This is a genomic window from Rhodococcus sp. NPDC059969, assembly GCF_042738325.1.
Taxonomy (GTDB): Bacteria; Actinomycetota; Actinomycetes; order Mycobacteriales; family Mycobacteriaceae; genus Rhodococcus_F.
On the sequence record NZ_JBHWUF010000011.1, the window covers coordinates 1 to 14,523 of the forward strand.

At 63.3% G+C, this 14,523-nt stretch carries 17 protein-coding genes; 15 read left to right on the top strand and 2 right to left on the bottom strand.

Features of this window, described 5'->3' with window-relative positions:
* Nucleotides 1-112: 112 nt before the first annotated feature.
* Nucleotides 113-1,108: an HAD family hydrolase gene (locus ACFWAD_RS24420; RefSeq protein WP_378548586.1), complete on the bottom strand. Its 996-nt coding sequence runs from the start codon at nucleotides 1,106-1,108 to the stop codon at nucleotides 113-115.
* A 200-nt stretch (nucleotides 1,109-1,308) separates the two neighbouring features.
* Here ACFWAD_RS24420 and ACFWAD_RS24425 point away from each other — a divergent pair, with 200 nt between their 5' ends.
* The 12 genes from ACFWAD_RS24425 (at nucleotide 1,309) to ACFWAD_RS24480 (ending at nucleotide 10,086) form a co-directional block, all read left to right on the top strand.
* Complete coding sequence (locus ACFWAD_RS24425; RefSeq protein WP_003941953.1) at nucleotides 1,309-1,569, top strand: glutaredoxin family protein; 261 nt, start codon at nucleotides 1,309-1,311, stop codon at nucleotides 1,567-1,569.
* 140 nt (nucleotides 1,570-1,709) lie between these two features.
* Complete coding sequence (locus tag ACFWAD_RS24430; protein WP_042923244.1) at nucleotides 1,710-2,597, top strand: redox-sensing transcriptional repressor Rex; 888 nt, start codon at nucleotides 1,710-1,712, stop codon at nucleotides 2,595-2,597.
* Nucleotides 2,594-3,955 carry a glutamyl-tRNA reductase gene (locus tag ACFWAD_RS24435; protein ID WP_378537542.1) on the top strand — a complete coding sequence of 454 codons (1,362 nt, stop codon included), beginning with the start codon at nucleotides 2,594-2,596 and terminating at the stop codon, nucleotides 3,953-3,955. Before ACFWAD_RS24430 ends, ACFWAD_RS24435 begins: the two co-directional genes overlap by 4 nt.
* Entirely contained in the window at nucleotides 3,952-4,926 is a 975-nt protein-coding gene (gene hemC, locus ACFWAD_RS24440) for a hydroxymethylbilane synthase (protein ID WP_378447131.1), read from the top strand. The genes ACFWAD_RS24435 and hemC overlap by 4 nt, the downstream gene beginning before the upstream one ends.
* Before the next feature lie 60 nt (nucleotides 4,927-4,986).
* Nucleotides 4,987-6,549, top strand: a complete 1,563-nt coding sequence (locus tag ACFWAD_RS24445) for a bifunctional uroporphyrinogen-III C-methyltransferase/uroporphyrinogen-III synthase (RefSeq protein ID WP_003941969.1) — start codon at nucleotides 4,987-4,989, stop codon at nucleotides 6,547-6,549.
* Between the two features lie 74 nt (nucleotides 6,550-6,623).
* A complete protein-coding gene (gene hemB / locus ACFWAD_RS24450; protein ID WP_378537544.1) occupies nucleotides 6,624-7,598 on the top strand; it encodes a porphobilinogen synthase in 975 nt (324 codons plus the stop codon).
* 73 nt (nucleotides 7,599-7,671) lie between these two features.
* The gene (locus tag ACFWAD_RS24455; protein WP_378548589.1) at nucleotides 7,672-8,334 is read left to right on the top strand and encodes a hypothetical protein; all 663 of its coding nucleotides are present in this window, start codon (nucleotides 7,672-7,674) and stop codon (nucleotides 8,332-8,334) included.
* 57 nt (nucleotides 8,335-8,391) lie between these two features.
* Nucleotides 8,392-8,547: a hypothetical protein gene (locus ACFWAD_RS24460; RefSeq protein ID WP_019744371.1), complete on the top strand. Its 156-nt coding sequence runs from the start codon at nucleotides 8,392-8,394 to the stop codon at nucleotides 8,545-8,547.
* A gap of 15 nt (nucleotides 8,548-8,562) precedes the next feature.
* Entirely contained in the window at nucleotides 8,563-9,000 is a 438-nt protein-coding gene (locus ACFWAD_RS24465; RefSeq protein ID WP_378447134.1) for a hypothetical protein, read from the top strand.
* On the top strand, nucleotides 8,993-9,508 hold the full coding sequence (locus ACFWAD_RS24470; RefSeq protein ID WP_378548592.1) for a hypothetical protein: 516 nt from the start codon (nucleotides 8,993-8,995) through the stop codon (nucleotides 9,506-9,508). The genes ACFWAD_RS24465 and ACFWAD_RS24470 overlap by 8 nt, the downstream gene beginning before the upstream one ends.
* Entirely contained in the window at nucleotides 9,501-9,773 is a 273-nt protein-coding gene (locus ACFWAD_RS24475; RefSeq protein ID WP_378548595.1) for a hypothetical protein, read from the top strand. Before ACFWAD_RS24470 ends, ACFWAD_RS24475 begins: the two co-directional genes overlap by 8 nt.
* Before the next feature lie 31 nt (nucleotides 9,774-9,804).
* Nucleotides 9,805-10,086, top strand: a complete 282-nt coding sequence (locus tag ACFWAD_RS24480) for a metal-sensitive transcriptional regulator (protein ID WP_003942012.1) — start codon at nucleotides 9,805-9,807, stop codon at nucleotides 10,084-10,086.
* A 12-nt stretch (nucleotides 10,087-10,098) separates the two neighbouring features.
* On the opposite strand, the gene ACFWAD_RS24485 is transcribed toward ACFWAD_RS24480, so the two are convergent.
* Entirely contained in the window at nucleotides 10,099-10,710 is a 612-nt protein-coding gene (locus ACFWAD_RS24485; protein WP_378537550.1) for a TetR/AcrR family transcriptional regulator, read from the bottom strand.
* Between the two features lie 254 nt (nucleotides 10,711-10,964).
* Between ACFWAD_RS24485 and ACFWAD_RS24490 the strand changes: the two genes are divergently transcribed.
* From ACFWAD_RS24490 to cysN, 3 genes are read left to right on the top strand one after another with little or no spacing between them, the layout of a single operon-like run.
* Nucleotides 10,965-11,711: a 3'(2'),5'-bisphosphate nucleotidase CysQ gene (locus tag ACFWAD_RS24490; RefSeq protein ID WP_378548598.1), complete on the top strand. Its 747-nt coding sequence runs from the start codon at nucleotides 10,965-10,967 to the stop codon at nucleotides 11,709-11,711.
* Complete coding sequence (gene cysD, locus ACFWAD_RS24495) at nucleotides 11,708-12,613, top strand: sulfate adenylyltransferase subunit CysD (RefSeq protein ID WP_138869752.1); 906 nt, start codon at nucleotides 11,708-11,710, stop codon at nucleotides 12,611-12,613. The genes ACFWAD_RS24490 and cysD overlap by 4 nt, the downstream gene beginning before the upstream one ends.
* Entirely contained in the window at nucleotides 12,613-14,514 is a 1,902-nt protein-coding gene (gene cysN / locus ACFWAD_RS24500; RefSeq protein WP_378537556.1) for a sulfate adenylyltransferase subunit CysN, read from the top strand. The genes cysD and cysN overlap by 1 nt, the downstream gene beginning before the upstream one ends.
* Nucleotides 14,515-14,523 lie beyond the last annotated feature (9 nt).

Genomic DNA, 14,523 nt, shown 5'->3' on the forward strand with positions numbered 1-14,523 from the left:
AACAACCACCCCCCCAAACCCTTATTTTGGCGTGGTGTGGGGGTTTCTTTTTTTTTAAACCCCCCCTGGTTTTTCCGGCCCCGCCCCCCCCGCCCCCCCCCCCCCAACCCGCTCAGGCGTTCTGTTCTTTGCGCCTGGCAAGAATTGCCGCGAGCGCCCCACCGATCGCTCCGAGCACCAGCGCCGTCGGTACGCCGATCTTGGCGGCCTTTCGTCCGGTGCGGAAATCGCGAACTTCCCAACCGCGGTTCTTCGCGAGTTCACGAAGATCTGCGTCGGGATTGATCGCCACTGGCGTCCCCACCAACGAGAGCATCGGAACGTCGTTGTGGCTGTCGGAGTAGGCGGAACAGCGCTTGAGATTGAGTCCTTCACGTACGGCCAATGTCCGCACTGCGTGAGCCTTGCCCATGCCGTGCAGGATGTCGCCGACGAGTCGGCCGGTGAAGACGCCGTCCTCACTCTCGGCGACGGTGCCCAAGGCGCCGGTCAGTCCCAGTTTCTCGGCGATGACCTGAGCCAGTTCGACCGGAGTCGCCGTCACCAACCACACCTGCTGTCCGGCGTCGAGGTGCATCTGAGCCAACGCCCTCGTGCCTGGCCAGATCTTGTCGGCGATGACCTCGTCGTAGATCTCCTCGCCGAGGCGGGCGAGTTCGGCGGTGGATCGGCCGGCCACGAAGGACAGTGCTTTCTCGCGGCCTTCCGCGACGTCGTCACTGCTTTCTCTGCCGGTGACTCGGAACTTGATCTGCTTCCACGCGAAATCGACCAGATCCGACGTCTTGAGATACTTGCGAGCAGCGAGACCCCGGGCGAAGTGGATGATCGATGCACCCTGCACCATGGTGTTGTCGACGTCGAAGAATGCAGCGGCCGTGAGGTCGCGCGGAACAGTCGGCGGCTCTTCGCCGGTTTCGGGTTCTGTGGGGTTGGCAGCTTCGTGCAACGCCAGGGCTGCATCGGCACTCGCCTCGCCGGCGAGATTGGCTCGAACTTCCGACTCACTCGGGCCCAGCGGATTCTTCACATGGCGACGCCCGGGGAGTATGACCCCGGCCAGCCCTGATCCGAATCCGGAGCCGTTCGGTAGTGATCGCGCAGGCACCCGCACCTCCCGTGTTGCACTCTCGAGCAGAGAACTCTTCGAGTCAGCCTATCCTCCGCGATGAGGCCCGATGGGTTGGATGGCGACCTTCCCTGTGGTGTGTGACGTTCCTCTCCGCCGATTTGGTATCGAGTGGGGCTCTGGAGGCACACTCGACCGATCAAGTAGATGGCATCCCAGCAGAAGAAAGGTATGCGTCGATGACTGCAGCTACGCATGAAGTAACCCTGTTGACACGCGCAGGATGCGCGTCCTGCGTCGGCGCGGCGGAGGTACTACGACGGGTCTGTTCCGAGTTCGAGCTGGAATTGACGTGCATCGACGTAGACGAAGCTGCCGCGACCGATCCAGAGTTGAGAGCGGAGTACGGAGACAGATTGCCGGTCATTCTTCTCGACGGACGCGAGCACGGTTACTGGGAAGTTGACGAAGAACGCCTTCGCGACGATTTACGCAAGTAAGGCAACCCTCAAAGTTGTGCGCGGAGCCGCTTTGCAGGTGAACGGCACATCGCACCCGTCTCGAGCAACTTTGTGCATGGGTTCACAAGCGGTTACCGTGGTGTGAACATTCCCCCGGAGCATCGTGGAGGTCGACAGTCGTGTCGACCGGACGAGGAGCCAGCGACGTGACCGAACCGCACCAGACGCATGAGCCTGTGGCTCAGCGCGTCACCGGCGCTGCGGGCTCTTCTGTCACCGACGCTGCCAGCGCCTCGGTCACCGACCCGATCGCTCAGGATCGCGTCATCCCCCAGGCTACGGTGACGCGCTTGGCCGCATACCTGCGGGTCCTCGGAGTGATGTCCGACCGGGGTACCTCCATCGTCTCGAGCGAGGAACTAGCCCAGGCGTCAGGTGTCGGATCAGCGAAATTACGTAAGGATCTGTCGTTCCTCGGGCCCAACGGCGTCCGCGGCGTCGGGTACGACGTCAACAGGCTCCGCATCCGCATCGAGCGTGCACTCGGACTCGATCGTGGGCACAAGGTCGTTCTCGTCGGCGTCGGAAACCTCGGCAAGGCGCTGGTCGGCTACGGCGGATTCAGCCGCCGCGGTTTCGAGATGGTCGGACTCTTCGACAGTGACGCAGATCGAATCGGAAGCAGAGTCGGCGATCTCGTCGTGCGCAGCACCGAGGAACTGACTGTCGCCTGCCGCGAACTGAACGCGACCATCGGCGTCATCTCCACACCGGACGAGGCAGCGCAGGGCGTGTGCGACCAGTTCGTCAGCGCCGGGCTGCGCTGCATCATGAGTTTCTCGCCGATCGCCCTCGACGTTCCTGATCACGTGGAACTGCGGCGCGTCGATCTGGCCGTCGAGATGCAGGTTCTCTCCTTCAACAGTGCGCGCAATGCCGATCAGGCATCCAGCGCGCCGCGAGTACGCGTGGCTCACGCCGCATCCGCTTCGTCAGTTCCATCCACCAGTTCACCCGCTCCGGTCGGAGCAGGTTCGACAAGAAACGGATCAGTGATCGCGCCGTGAGTGTTCTGCTTGTCGGGGTCTCGCATCGAACCGCGCCCGTCCCGGTGCTCGAGCGAGTAGCTGTGACCGACACCGATCGTCCGAAGCTGATCGACAAGCTTCTGGCGTCCTCGCACATCTCCGAAGCGATGATCGTCTCCACCTGCAACCGGGTGGAGGTCTACGCGGTGGTGGACGCATTCCACGGTGCTCTCACCGAAGTCGGTGAAATCCTGGCCGACCATTCGGGTCTCGACCTGACAGCGCTGCACGCTCACGCTTACGTCCGCTACAGCGAAGCAGCGGTCGAACACCTCTTCGCGGTGGCCAGTGGCCTCGACTCGATGGTGATCGGCGAACAGCAGATTCTCGGCCAGATCCGTTCGGCCTACGCATCTTCGGATGCGCAGCAGGCCGCTGGACGCGTCGTCCACGAACTGGCTCAGCAGGCACTGCGCGTCGGTAAGCGAGTGCATTCCGAAACCGGAATCGACTCCGCCGGAGCGTCAGTCGTGTCCGTGGCTCTCGATCGTGCAGCCGGCATCATCGGCGAGGGCGGCCTGGTCGGCCGCACTGCCGTGGTCGTCGGGGCCGGCTCGATGGGCGGCCTGTCCGTCGCGCACCTCACCCGCGCCGGAATCGAACGCATCGTCGTCGTCAACCGGACACAGGAACGTGCCGAGCACCTCGCCGAGACGGCACGCTCCAACGGCGTCGACGCCGACGGTGTTGCCTTCGACCAGCTTTCGGCCGCGATGGCGCAGGCCGATGTCATGGTCACCTGTACCGGCGCGGTCGGGGCAGTGGTCACCCTGGCGGATGTGCACCTCGCACTCGCCGAGCCCGATCGCGACAACACCAAGCACCTGGTCATCTGCGACCTCGGGCTGCCGCGCGACATCGATCCCGCCGTCGCCGGCCTGCCGGGTGTCACCGTCCTCGACATGGAGACGTTGCAGCGTGATCCGGCGGCAGGCGCCGCCGCTTCCGACGCAGATGCCGCACGCACCATCGTTGCCGGTGAGCTTGCGACGTACCTCGCGGGACAGCGTCTCGCCGAGGTCACTCCGACCGTCACGGCTTTGCGTCAGCGCGCCGCCGACGTCGTCGAAGCCGAACTGATGCGGCTCGATTCGCGGCTGCCGGGCCTGGACGATCCGCAGCGCGACGAGGTTGCGCGCACCGTGCGCCGCGTCGTGGACAAGCTTCTCCACGCCCCGACCGTGCGCGTCAAGCAACTGGCGTCGGCCCCCGGCGGCGACTCCTACGCAGCAGCGCTGCGCGAACTCTTCGAACTCAGCCCCGGATCTCCCGCGGCCGTGGCCACACCCACCGATCTGGTGGACGGCGACCGCACTGGAAGGGACCTGCAGGCATGAGCGTCACCACCCCGCAATCGGGGAGCCCGCTGCGGATCGGCACTCGCGGAAGTCTTCTCGCGACCACCCAGGCCGGAACCGTGCGCGATGCCCTCATTGCAGCCGGCCACCCCGCCGAGTTGGTCATCATCAAGACCAAGGGCGATCAGTCCACCGATCCCGTCCAGAAGATCGGCGTCGGAGTGTTCACCGCTGAGCTTCGAGAAGCCTTGCTGGACAACCGCGTCGACGTCGCAGTGCATTCCTACAAGGACCTGCCGACCGCGCAGGATCCACGTTTTGTCATCGCTGCGATTCCGCCTCGTGAAGATCCGCGCGACGCGCTCGTCGCCCGCGACGGTCTGGTCCTCGGCGAGCTTCCGGCCGGTTCCAAGGTGGGAACCTCGGCGCCGCGACGGGTTTCACAGCTGAAGGCACTCGGGCTCGGCCTCGACATCGTGCCGCTGCGGGGCAACCTGCAGCGTCGCCTCGGCAAGGTCGAATCCGGTGAACTCGACGCCGTGATCCTCGCCCGCGCCGGCCTGTCCCGGATCGGCCTGCTCGATCTCATCACCGAGAACATCGAGCCGGTACAGATGCTCCCCGCTCCGGCGCAGGGCGCTCTGGCCGTCGAATGTCTTTCTGCCAATACGGAATTGGCAGCAATTCTGGCCGAGCAGGACGACGCGGGTACCCGAGCGGCCGTCACTGCCGAGCGTGCACTTCTCGCCGAGTTGGAAGCCGGCTGCACCGCGCCGGTCGGTGCGATTGCGGAAATCGTCGAATCCCTCGACGACGACGGCAGAATCTTCGACGAACTGTCGGTACGCGGCTGCGCAGCCGCCATCGACGGCTCGGACGTCATCCGTACCGGCGCCGTCGGTGCGCCGGACAAGGCCGAGGAACTCGGCCGAGCGGTGGCGCGCGAGTTACTCGAACTCGGCGCCCGAGAGTTGATGAACGTGACTACAGGCGAGGCAGCCGATGTTTGACGCCCCACTTTGCACTTGCACCAAGTTCCCATTTCGATACAGCGCACTGGAGAATCACCGATGACCCGAGTCCGAAAGAACACTCCCGGACGGATCCTGTTCGTGGGATCGGGACCGGGCGACCCCGCCCTGCTCACCGTTCGCGCACGTGACGTCCTCACCGGCGCCGCAATGGCATTCACCGATCCGGACGTCGACAAGGGCGTCGTCGCGCTCGTCGGCATCGACATGGGTCGCGACGAGGAGACCGGCGAGCTGATCGCGGACGTGCGTCCGGCACTCGGCGAGCCGGCCGAGGTTGCAAAGACATTGGTGCACGAGGCCAAGAACGGTCACGACGTCGTGCGTCTGGTCTCCGGCGACCCGCTGACCACGGATTCCGTGATCGCAGAGGTCACCGCGGTCGCCCGCACGCAGGTTCAGTTCGAGGTTCTCCCGGGTCTGCCTTCGGGTTCGGCTGTGCCGAGCTACGCCGGTATGGCGCTCGGCTCGGGTCACACCGAGGCCGACGTTCGCGGTGAAGTCGACTGGGCTGCTCTGGCCGCTGCACCGGGACCGTTGGTTCTGCACGCGACGTCCGGACACCTTGCCGAGACCGCCAGCGCGCTGGTCGAGAACGGTTTGGCTCCGCAGACACCCGCTGCCATCACCGTCCGCGGCACCACTCGTCAGCAGCGAACCGTCGAGGCAACTCTCGCGACGCTCAACGAAGCCGGATCCGAACTGGTGGGCTCGCTCATCGTCACCGTCGGCAAGGTTGTCGCGCAGCGCAACAAGATGTCGTGGTGGGAATCGCGCGCTCTGTACGGCTGGACCGTTCTCGTGCCGCGCACCAAGGATCAGGCCGGCGAGATGAGCGACCGTCTGGTCACTCACGGAGCCATCCCGATCGAGGTTCCGACCATCGCCGTCGAGCCACCTCGCAGCCCGGCTCAGATGGAGCGTTCGGTCAAGGGTCTCGTCGACGGTCGTTACCAGTGGGTCGTCTTCACTTCCACCAATGCTGTTCGCGCAGTGTGGGAGAAATTCGAAGAGTTCGGTCTCGACGCTCGCGCCTTCTCCGGTGTGAAGATCGCCTGCATCGGCGAAGCAACCGCAGCCAAGGTTCGCTCGTTCGGCATCAACCCCGAGCTGATCCCGACCGGTGAGCAGTCCAGCGAGGGCCTGCTGGCCGAATTCGCGCCCTACGACGACGTTTTCGATCCGGTCAACCGGGTTCTGTTGCCGCGCGCGGACATTGCGACCGAAACCCTTGCCGAGGGCCTGCGTGAACGCGGTTGGGAGATCGACGACGTCACCGCCTACCGCACCGTCCGGGCAGCGCCGCCGCCGGCCGAGACCCGCGAGATGATCAAGACCGGTGGATTCGACGCCGTCTGCTTCACCTCGTCCTCGACCGTGCGCAACCTCGTCGGCATCGCCGGCAAGCCGCACGCCCGCACGTTGGTCGCGTGCATCGGCCCGAAGACGGCCGAAACCGCTATCGAGTTCGGTCTGCGCGTCGACGTGCAGCCCGAGACCTCGCAGGTGGGACCGCTGGTGGAGGCTCTCGCCGAGCACGCAGCTCGTCTGCGCGCCGAAGGTGCTTTGCCACCCCCGCGTAAGAAGTCTCGAAGGCGCTAGCGCACCCGTGAGTGGTTGAGGAGTCTGTGGGCTCCTCAACCACTCACAGGTCCCGACGAAGGAGGGCCCCTTCCGTGTTTCCCACTCATCGCCCTCGCCGGCTCCGGCGCACGCCTGCGCTCCGGCGGCTCGTGGCAGAGACCTCGCTCGAACCCCGGCACCTCGTGTTGCCGATGTTCGTCGCCGACGGCATCGACGCTCCGCGTGAGATCAGTTCCATGCCAGGCGTTTTCCAGCACACCCTCGATTCGTTGCGGTCCGCCGCGGTGGAAGCGGTGGAAGCCGGCGTCGGTGGCCTGATGCTCTTCGGTGTCCCCAAAGCGGAGGACAAGGACCCGCAGGGTTCCGGTGCCTCCGATCCCGACGGCATCCTCAACGTCGGATTGCGCGCTCTGGCAGACGAACTCGGTGATTCGACGGTCATCATGGCCGATACCTGCCTCGACGAGTTCACTGATCACGGCCACTGCGGTGTGCTCTCTGCCGACGGTGCCGTCGACAACGACGCGACCTTGATCCGATACGTCGAAATGGCTCTCGCACAAGCTGAATCGGGTGCTCACCTGCTCGGACCCAGTGGCATGATGGACGGCCAGGTGGCTGCAATTCGAGGTGCGCTCGACGCATCCGGGTATGTCGAGGTCGGCCAGCTCGCCTATGCCGCGAAATATGCGTCAGCGTTCTACGGGCCGTTCCGTGAAGCCGTTGGATCCTCTCTGCAAGGTGACCGTCGTACGTATCAGCAGGACGGTGCCAATCGCCGCGAGTCGATGCGCGAAGTAGACCTCGACATCGCCGAGGGCGCCGACATGGTGATGGTCAAGCCTGCGATGTCCTACCTCGACATTCTGCGTGAGACCGCCGACCGGTCTCCGGTTCCGGTCGCGGCGTACCAGATCTCGGGGGAGTACTCGATGATCACGGCCGCTGCGCAGAACGGGTGGATCGATCGGGATGCTGCGATTCTCGAATCGCTCACCAGCATTCGCCGCGCCGGTGCCGACGTGGTCCTCACGTATTGGGCGTCGGAAGTTGCCGGATGGCTGTGACGGTGTCACGCATGTTGTCTGTGACGGTGCCGCACATGGTGGCTGCGCCCGTATCGACCGATACGCTGGTGTCATGACCGAGCAGTGGCCGCCGTCGCGCCAGGAACCGCCCCGCCGGGAACCTCCCTACGAGAACCAGCCGTTCGAGAACCAGCCGTACCGCGAACTCGGACCGATGCCAACCGGTCAGATCCCGGGATACGGCCCCGGTTACAACGGATACCCGGGACCTACGCCGAAACCCGAGCCGCCGACGGACGTCGTGACTGCGATTCAGTTGTGGTGGGCTGTGACGGCGCTGGGGTTGGTCCAGGGCGGCGCGATGATCTGGATGCTGCTCGGGCAGAAGTCGATGTTCGTCGACGAGATGCTCAAAAACCAAGCGGCTGTCGACGCGGGCCTGACGCGTTCCGACGTGGACGGTATGTTCCCACTGGTCATCGTGTTCTCCGCGGTTTTGGTCGTGATCGTCACCGCGGTGTTCCTGCTGTTCGTGCGCTCGATGAGTCGCGGCAAGAACTGGGCTCGAATGTTGCTGACATTCTGTGGCGTCTTCATGCTGGTCTCCGCGATCCCGGTGATCTTCGGGCTCGGCGGCGACGGCGGCGCGGCCACGCTGCTGTTCGGTGGCGCGGAAATCCTGCAGGCAGTTGCTGCTGTCGGCGCGATCGTGATGATGCACCGAAAAGAGTCCAATCCGTACTTCCTTCGTTTCCCCCCGACGGGGAACCGGTAGGTAGCTCGGGGTACTGTGAAACGGGTCACTGCAGTAGTAGGGGAGAGGTCGCACGCGATGAGTTCTCAGGAAGCCCTGCGCACAGAAAGCACCCACGACGCGCCACTGCGCCAACGTGGTTCACGCACCGAAGTGATCTTGTTCGCGATTCTCGGAGCCTCTGTTCTGGTGACACTCCTGGTGCTCATGATTCCGGGCATCGTCAGCGGATAGCGCACACTTGAACCCGTGAGTATCTCTACGAAGGTCAGGCGCCCGACAGCCGTCGAGGCAGCATTTTGGCTGTGGATCGCCAGCGCGTTCCTACTCATACTCTTCGGCCTGATCAACGTCACCAGCGCGTCGTATTCGCTGCGTGAGCAGTTCACCGATCAAGGCATATCGGCCGGAAACATCGACATCTACGTCACCTTCGTGCGGGTGTCCGGGCTGGTTCTGCTGTTGACCGGTCTCGCGATCGGCGGCCTCGCCGGTCCCACGCGCGCCGGAAAACCTCTCTGTCGACGAATCCTGGTGATCGTCTCGGGAGTGTTCGCGGTGCTGCAGATCGCGCTGGTGGTGGCCGGGATCAGTACCGTGCTCGCGCTTGTCGTTCCCGTCATGTTGATCTGTGCCTGCATTGCGATCTACCGAGACACCACAAGAAGTTGGTTTGCCCGTGGCTGACCGTGCTCCTGAAAGCGGCCCGGACGTTCTCTACTACGAGCCGGGTTCGCGGTGGTGGGCCCTCGCGTTCGGTCCGGTCTTCTGCCTGATCGCCTTGGTCATCGAACTGTTCACCGGCCCTGTCGTGCATTGGTTCGGTCTGGCGATGTTCGCTGTGATTCTCACCGGATTGGTGTACGTGCAGGTGATTGCCGCGCGCCGGCATGCGAGCGTACTTCTGACCGCGACTACTTTGCGTCAGGGAACCGAAGAGGTGCCGATCACCGAGATCGCCGAGGTGTTCCCAGAGTCCGACGACGCGGCCTACGAGGACGAAATGGAACCGTGGGAAACGGCACGTGCACTCGGTGAGCTGTCCGGAGTGCCGAGGCGTCGGCACGGTATCGGCTTGCGTCTGACCACCGGGGGATTGGTGCGGGCGTGGGCGAAAGACGATCGGGCACTTCGCGAGGCGTTGAGCCAGGTTGTCACGGTTGGTGTCGAACCGGACGGGTCTGCCGATGACTGAGTCGCAGCCATCTCCGCTTGTCGACGTGAAGACGTGGATCGGTGTCCTCGGCATCGTCGCCGCCACGATTCTGGCGATCGTGTGCTGGCGGTCGGGTACGACGACTGCCGACTTCGGCCCGATCTTGGAGGGCGCTCCGCCGTTCGAGAGCACGCACTACGACGGCCTCTGGATCTCGGGTGCCGGACTGTCGATTCTGGTTGCGGGGCTGATGGCCATCGATGTCGTGCGCCGGGTCCGGGTGGGCTTCGTCGCATCCCGCTAGCCCTCATACGGGTAGGGGGTATAGTTGCGGTATGAGTAGTTACAGCCCCGAGCAGGACGATCTGCTCAAGCGCCTTCGTCGTATCGAAGGTCAGGTAGCCGGAATCTCGCGTATGGTCGCAGACGACCGGTACTGCATCGACGTGCTCACCCAGGTGTCCGCTGCGACGAGCGCGCTGCAGTCGGTATCCCTGAAGCTTCTCGACGCCCACCTCGCAGGTTGCGTCGTCGAAGCTGCCAAGCAGGGTGGTCCGGAAGCGGACGTCAAGATCAAGGAAGCACAGGCGGCTATCGCTCGTCTCGTTCGTTCGTAAGGTGCCGGTCCGTCACTGTGTGATGGACCGCGCGAGCGCCCGGGCCGAGAAGTTCACGAAATGCTCGGGCGTGATTTCCTTGGCGATGTTGACGACGATGGTGTCCGACAGACCTTTGAGTCCGGAGAGCACGACGTGGATCAGCGCAGGGTCGTCGATCAGCCGACTTCCTTCGGCTGCAGCAGCTTCGGTGAGCGCTCGAATCAACGCCGAGTTGAAGACCGCGACGGATGCGTGAAGTTCCCGCATGCTCTCTCGGTCGGATCCGGCCATGCCTTCGATGTCGCGCCAGGTGGTGGTGAGTCGACCCACCCGTGCCCAGTGCCGAGCAAACTCGGAAATCATGGACGCGAGCAATGCGCTCAGTCCCTGCTCGCGGGGGAGCGAGTTCACGAAATCAGCCATTTCCAGCTGACTTTCGCTCAAGAGGGCTGCGAAGATGTCCTGCTTGTCGACGAAGTACTGGTAGATCAGCCCAGTGCTGGTGCCGGCTCGTTTGGCGACCGCGCGGATCGTGAGCGCGGAGTAGCCACCCTCGTCCAGTAGCGAGATCGCCGCGTCGAGTGTTCGGCGCCGACGCACTTCGGCGTCGCCGTAGATCGACTTGCTGCTGGTACTGCTCATTTGATCACCGTAGTCGCGGTGGTCGGCATCCTCAATTCACATCGAACACTGTTCGTTGTCGAACGCCGCACTCAATTGAATGTGATGTAGATCATAGAATGAACATTGTTCTAAATAGAATGAACATCGTTCATTCTGGTGTTACGGTATGGCGCAGACCACATCGAGACCAGTGCATCGCGCTGGACACTCTGCGGTCGGCCTGACCTTTCTTCCCGTATCGATCGGGAGGTCTACACAGTTGTGGAGTACCTATGACACGCACCAACGATGAACGCGCGGCGATCGACATCGCCACTGCGGCGGGAGAACTTCTGCTCGAACACCGGAAATCTCTCGGCGAAAACGACGGTGATGCTGCGACTTTCAAGAACGCCGCCGATCGGCTCAGTCATGAATTCATCGTCGCCGAACTTGCCCGACGGTTTCCTGCGGATGCAGTGCTGTCGGAGGAAGGCGCCGACGACCTCGCGAGGCTGGCTGCGGATCGAGTGTGGATCGTCGACCCGCTTGACGGCACCCGTGAATACGGCGAGGCTGGACGATCGGACTGGGCCGTTCATGTTGCACTGACCGAAAACGGTGTCCTCACAACAGGTGCGGTCGCAATGCCTGCCCTTGGCGTCACCTATTCGAGCAGCGATGATCGAACCGAGCGGGATGCCGCGACGCCGGTTCGAGTCGTCGTATCGCGGACGCGTCGTCCGGAACCGGTCATGCGCATGGCCGACTCGATGGGCGCGGAGTTGATCGAAATGGGATCCGCCGGAGCCAAAGCAATGGCGGTCGTCTCGGGTGACGCGGACATCTATGCCCATGCGGGCGGGCAGTACGAGTGGGATTCGGCGGCGCCGGTCGCTGTCGCACGCGCTGCGGGACTGCATGTTTCACGTATCGATGGCAGCGAACTTCGCTACAACCAGGAAAACCCGTGGTTGCCGGATCTGCTGATCTGCCGACCAGAACTCGCCCCGAAAGCACTGGAGGAACTGGGCCGATGACCACGACACTGACTCATCTCGAACGGCTCGAAGCCGAGAGCATCCACATCATGCGTGAAGCTGTTGCGCAGAGCGAGAACCCGGTGATGTTGTACTCGGTGGGCAAGGACTCCGCCGTGATGCTGCATCTCGCGCGTAAGGCCTTCTACCCGTCGAAGCTGCCGTTTCCGCTTCTGCACGTCGACACGACGTGGAAGTTCCGAGAAATGTACAAACTTCGTGACAGTACCGCTGCTGCAGGCGATCTCGATCTGATCGTCCACACCAATCCGGACTGCGTGAAGCAGGGGATCAACCCGTTCACTCACGGATCCGCGGTGCACACCGACATGTGGAAGACCGAGGGCCTCAAACAAGCCCTCGATCACTACAAGTTCGACGCGGCATTCGGCGGCGCCCGCCGTGACGAGGAAAAATCCCGCGCCAAGGAACGGATCTTCTCGATCCGATCGGCTGCGCACCGCTGGGATCCCAAGCAGCAGCGACCGGAGTTGTGGCGGATGTACAACGTCCGCAAAGCGCCGGGTGAAAGCCTGCGCGTTTTCCCGCTCTCGAACTGGACCGAGCTGGATGTGTGGGAATACATACGCCAGGAAGAGATTCCGATCGTTCCGCTGTACTTTGCCGACAAGCGTCCCGTCGTCGAACGCGATGGCGCACTGATCATGGTCGACGACGACCGGATGCCGTTGCTGCCGGGAGAAACTCCGGAACTCAAGAGTGTTCGTTTCCGCACCCTCGGCTGCTATCCGCTGACCGGCGCTGTCGAGTCGACCGCCACCAGCTTGACCGAGATCATCTCGGAAATGTTGCTCACCACCACTTCCGAACGCCAGGGACGGGTCATCGACCACGACTCCAGTGCGTCGATGGAAAAGAAGAAGCAAGAGGGGTACTTCTGATGACTGTTTCCTCGGATCTGATCGCTGACGACATCGAGACATACCTCGAGCGTCACGCGAACAAGAGCATGCTGCGATTCATCACCTGTGGCAGCGTCGACGACGGCAAGAGCACCCTGATCGGCCGTCTGCTCTACGAATCGAAGCTCGTCTTCGACGACCAGTTGACGGCGCTCGAAGCGGATTCACGCAAGAGCGGCACCCAGGGGGAGGGGCTCGATTTCGCGCTCCTGGTCGACGGTCTCGCTGCCGAACGTGAGCAGGGCATCACGATCGACGTCGCCTACCGCTACTTCACGACCGAGCGTCGCAAGTTCGTCGTCGCCGATACTCCGGGGCACGAGCAGTACACCCGAAACATGGTGACCGGCGCGTCGACCGCCGATCTCGCGGTGATCCTTGTCGACTCCCGCAAAGGCATTCTGACTCAGACCCGTCGGCACTCGTATCTCGTGTCGTTGCTCGGGATCAAGCACGTGGTTCTTGCCGTGAACAAGCTCGACCTCGTCGACTACTCGCAAGAGGTCTTCGATGCCATTACCGCGGACTACACGGCCTTCGCTCACGAGATCGGGCTGGACGGATTCGTCGCCATTCCTATGTCGGCATACATGGGTGACAATCTCACCGAGCGCAGTGCGAATACCCCGTGGTACTCCGGGCCCAGCCTGATCGAGCATCTCGAAAGCGTGGACATCGACGATGCTGCCGCCGCGGCTCCGTTCCGGATGCCGGTGCAGTGGGTGAACCGGCCGGACCTCGACTTCCGGGGATTCTCCGGCCAGATCGTTTCCGGCACCGTATCTCCCGGAGATCCCATCCGCGTGCTCCCCAGTGGGAAGACGTCCACCGTCGAGCGCATCGTGACCATGGGTGGTGACCTCGACGTTGCCGGTGCCGGCCGCTCCGTCACCATCACGCTCACCGACGAGATCGACATCAGCCGCGGCGACGTGCTCTCCATCGGTGACAATCCGCCGGCCGTCGCCGATCAGTTCGAGGCCTGCATCGTCTGGATGGGTGAGGCTCCCATGCTGCCTGAACGGCCGTTCCTGTGCCAGATCGGTACCGTCACTCTCACCGCACGCATCACCAAACCGAAACACAAGATCAACGTCAACACACTCGAAAAGACCGCAACGACTACTCTCGAGCTCAACGAAATCGGTGTGTGCAACATCAGTTTCGATCGGCCCGTCCCGTTCGATCCGTACGTGGGCAACCGCGACACCGGTAGCTTCATCCTCATCGACCGTCTTACCAACGGCACTGTCGGTGCGGGCATGATCACGCACTCGCTGCGTCGATCGGACAACATTCACTGGCAATCCGTCGACGTCGACGAGGCCGCGCACACCAGGCTCAAGGGACACCAACCCGCAGTTCTGTGGTTCACCGGTCTCTCCGGTTCGGGAAAGTCGACTATCGCCAACGACGTCGAGCGTCAACTGCACGCACTCGGCGCGCACACCTACCTCCTCGACGGAGACAACGTCCGTCACGGGTTGAATCGAGACCTCGGATTCACCGAAGCCGACCGCGTCGAGAACATCCGCCGCGTCACCGAGGTCACCCGCCTGATGGCGGACGCGGGTCTGATCGTCCTCGCGTCCTTCATTTCACCGTTCGAGGCCGAGCGTCATGCCGCCCGTGAATTGATCGGCGACGACCAGTTCGTCGAAATCTTCGTCGACACCGCTCTTGCCGTCGCAGAGGAGCGAGATCCCAAAGGTCTGTACAAGAAAGCTCGACGTGGGGAGTTGGTGAACTTCACCGGAATCGATTCGCCGTACGAAGCGCCGCAGAACCCCGACATTCACATCGACACCAGTGTCACGACGACCGAGGACGCTGCGATCGCGATCATCGATTACCTCCGCGCCCGCGGAACCATCTCTTGATCCGACTGA

Bases quoted from the DNA above. Each gene is read 5' to 3' on its own strand.
- ACFWAD_RS24460 (WP_019744371.1), top strand. From the start codon at position 8,392: ATGAGTTCTCAGGAAGCCCTGCGCACAGAAAGCACCCACGACGCGCCA.
- ACFWAD_RS24490 (WP_378548598.1), top strand. From the start codon at position 10,965: ATGACACGCACCAACGATGAACGCGCGGCGATCGACATCGCCACTGCG.
- ACFWAD_RS24480 (WP_003942012.1), top strand. From the start codon at position 9,805: ATGAGTAGTTACAGCCCCGAGCAGGACGATCTGCTCAAGCGCCTTCGT.
- ACFWAD_RS24455 (WP_378548589.1), top strand. From the start codon at position 7,672: ATGACCGAGCAGTGGCCGCCGTCGCGCCAGGAACCGCCCCGCCGGGAA.
- ACFWAD_RS24475 (WP_378548595.1), top strand. From the start codon at position 9,501: ATGACTGAGTCGCAGCCATCTCCGCTTGTCGACGTGAAGACGTGGATC.
- cysD (WP_138869752.1), top strand. From the start codon at position 11,708: ATGACCACGACACTGACTCATCTCGAACGGCTCGAAGCCGAGAGCATC.
- hemC (WP_378447131.1), top strand. From the start codon at position 3,952: ATGAGCGTCACCACCCCGCAATCGGGGAGCCCGCTGCGGATCGGCACT.
- ACFWAD_RS24445 (WP_003941969.1), top strand. From the start codon at position 4,987: ATGACCCGAGTCCGAAAGAACACTCCCGGACGGATCCTGTTCGTGGGA.
- ACFWAD_RS24425 (WP_003941953.1), top strand. From the start codon at position 1,309: ATGACTGCAGCTACGCATGAAGTAACCCTGTTGACACGCGCAGGATGC.
- cysN (WP_378537556.1), top strand. From the start codon at position 12,613: ATGACTGTTTCCTCGGATCTGATCGCTGACGACATCGAGACATACCTC.
- ACFWAD_RS24485 (WP_378537550.1), bottom strand. From the start codon at position 10,710: ATGAGCAGTACCAGCAGCAAGTCGATCTACGGCGACGCCGAAGTGCGT.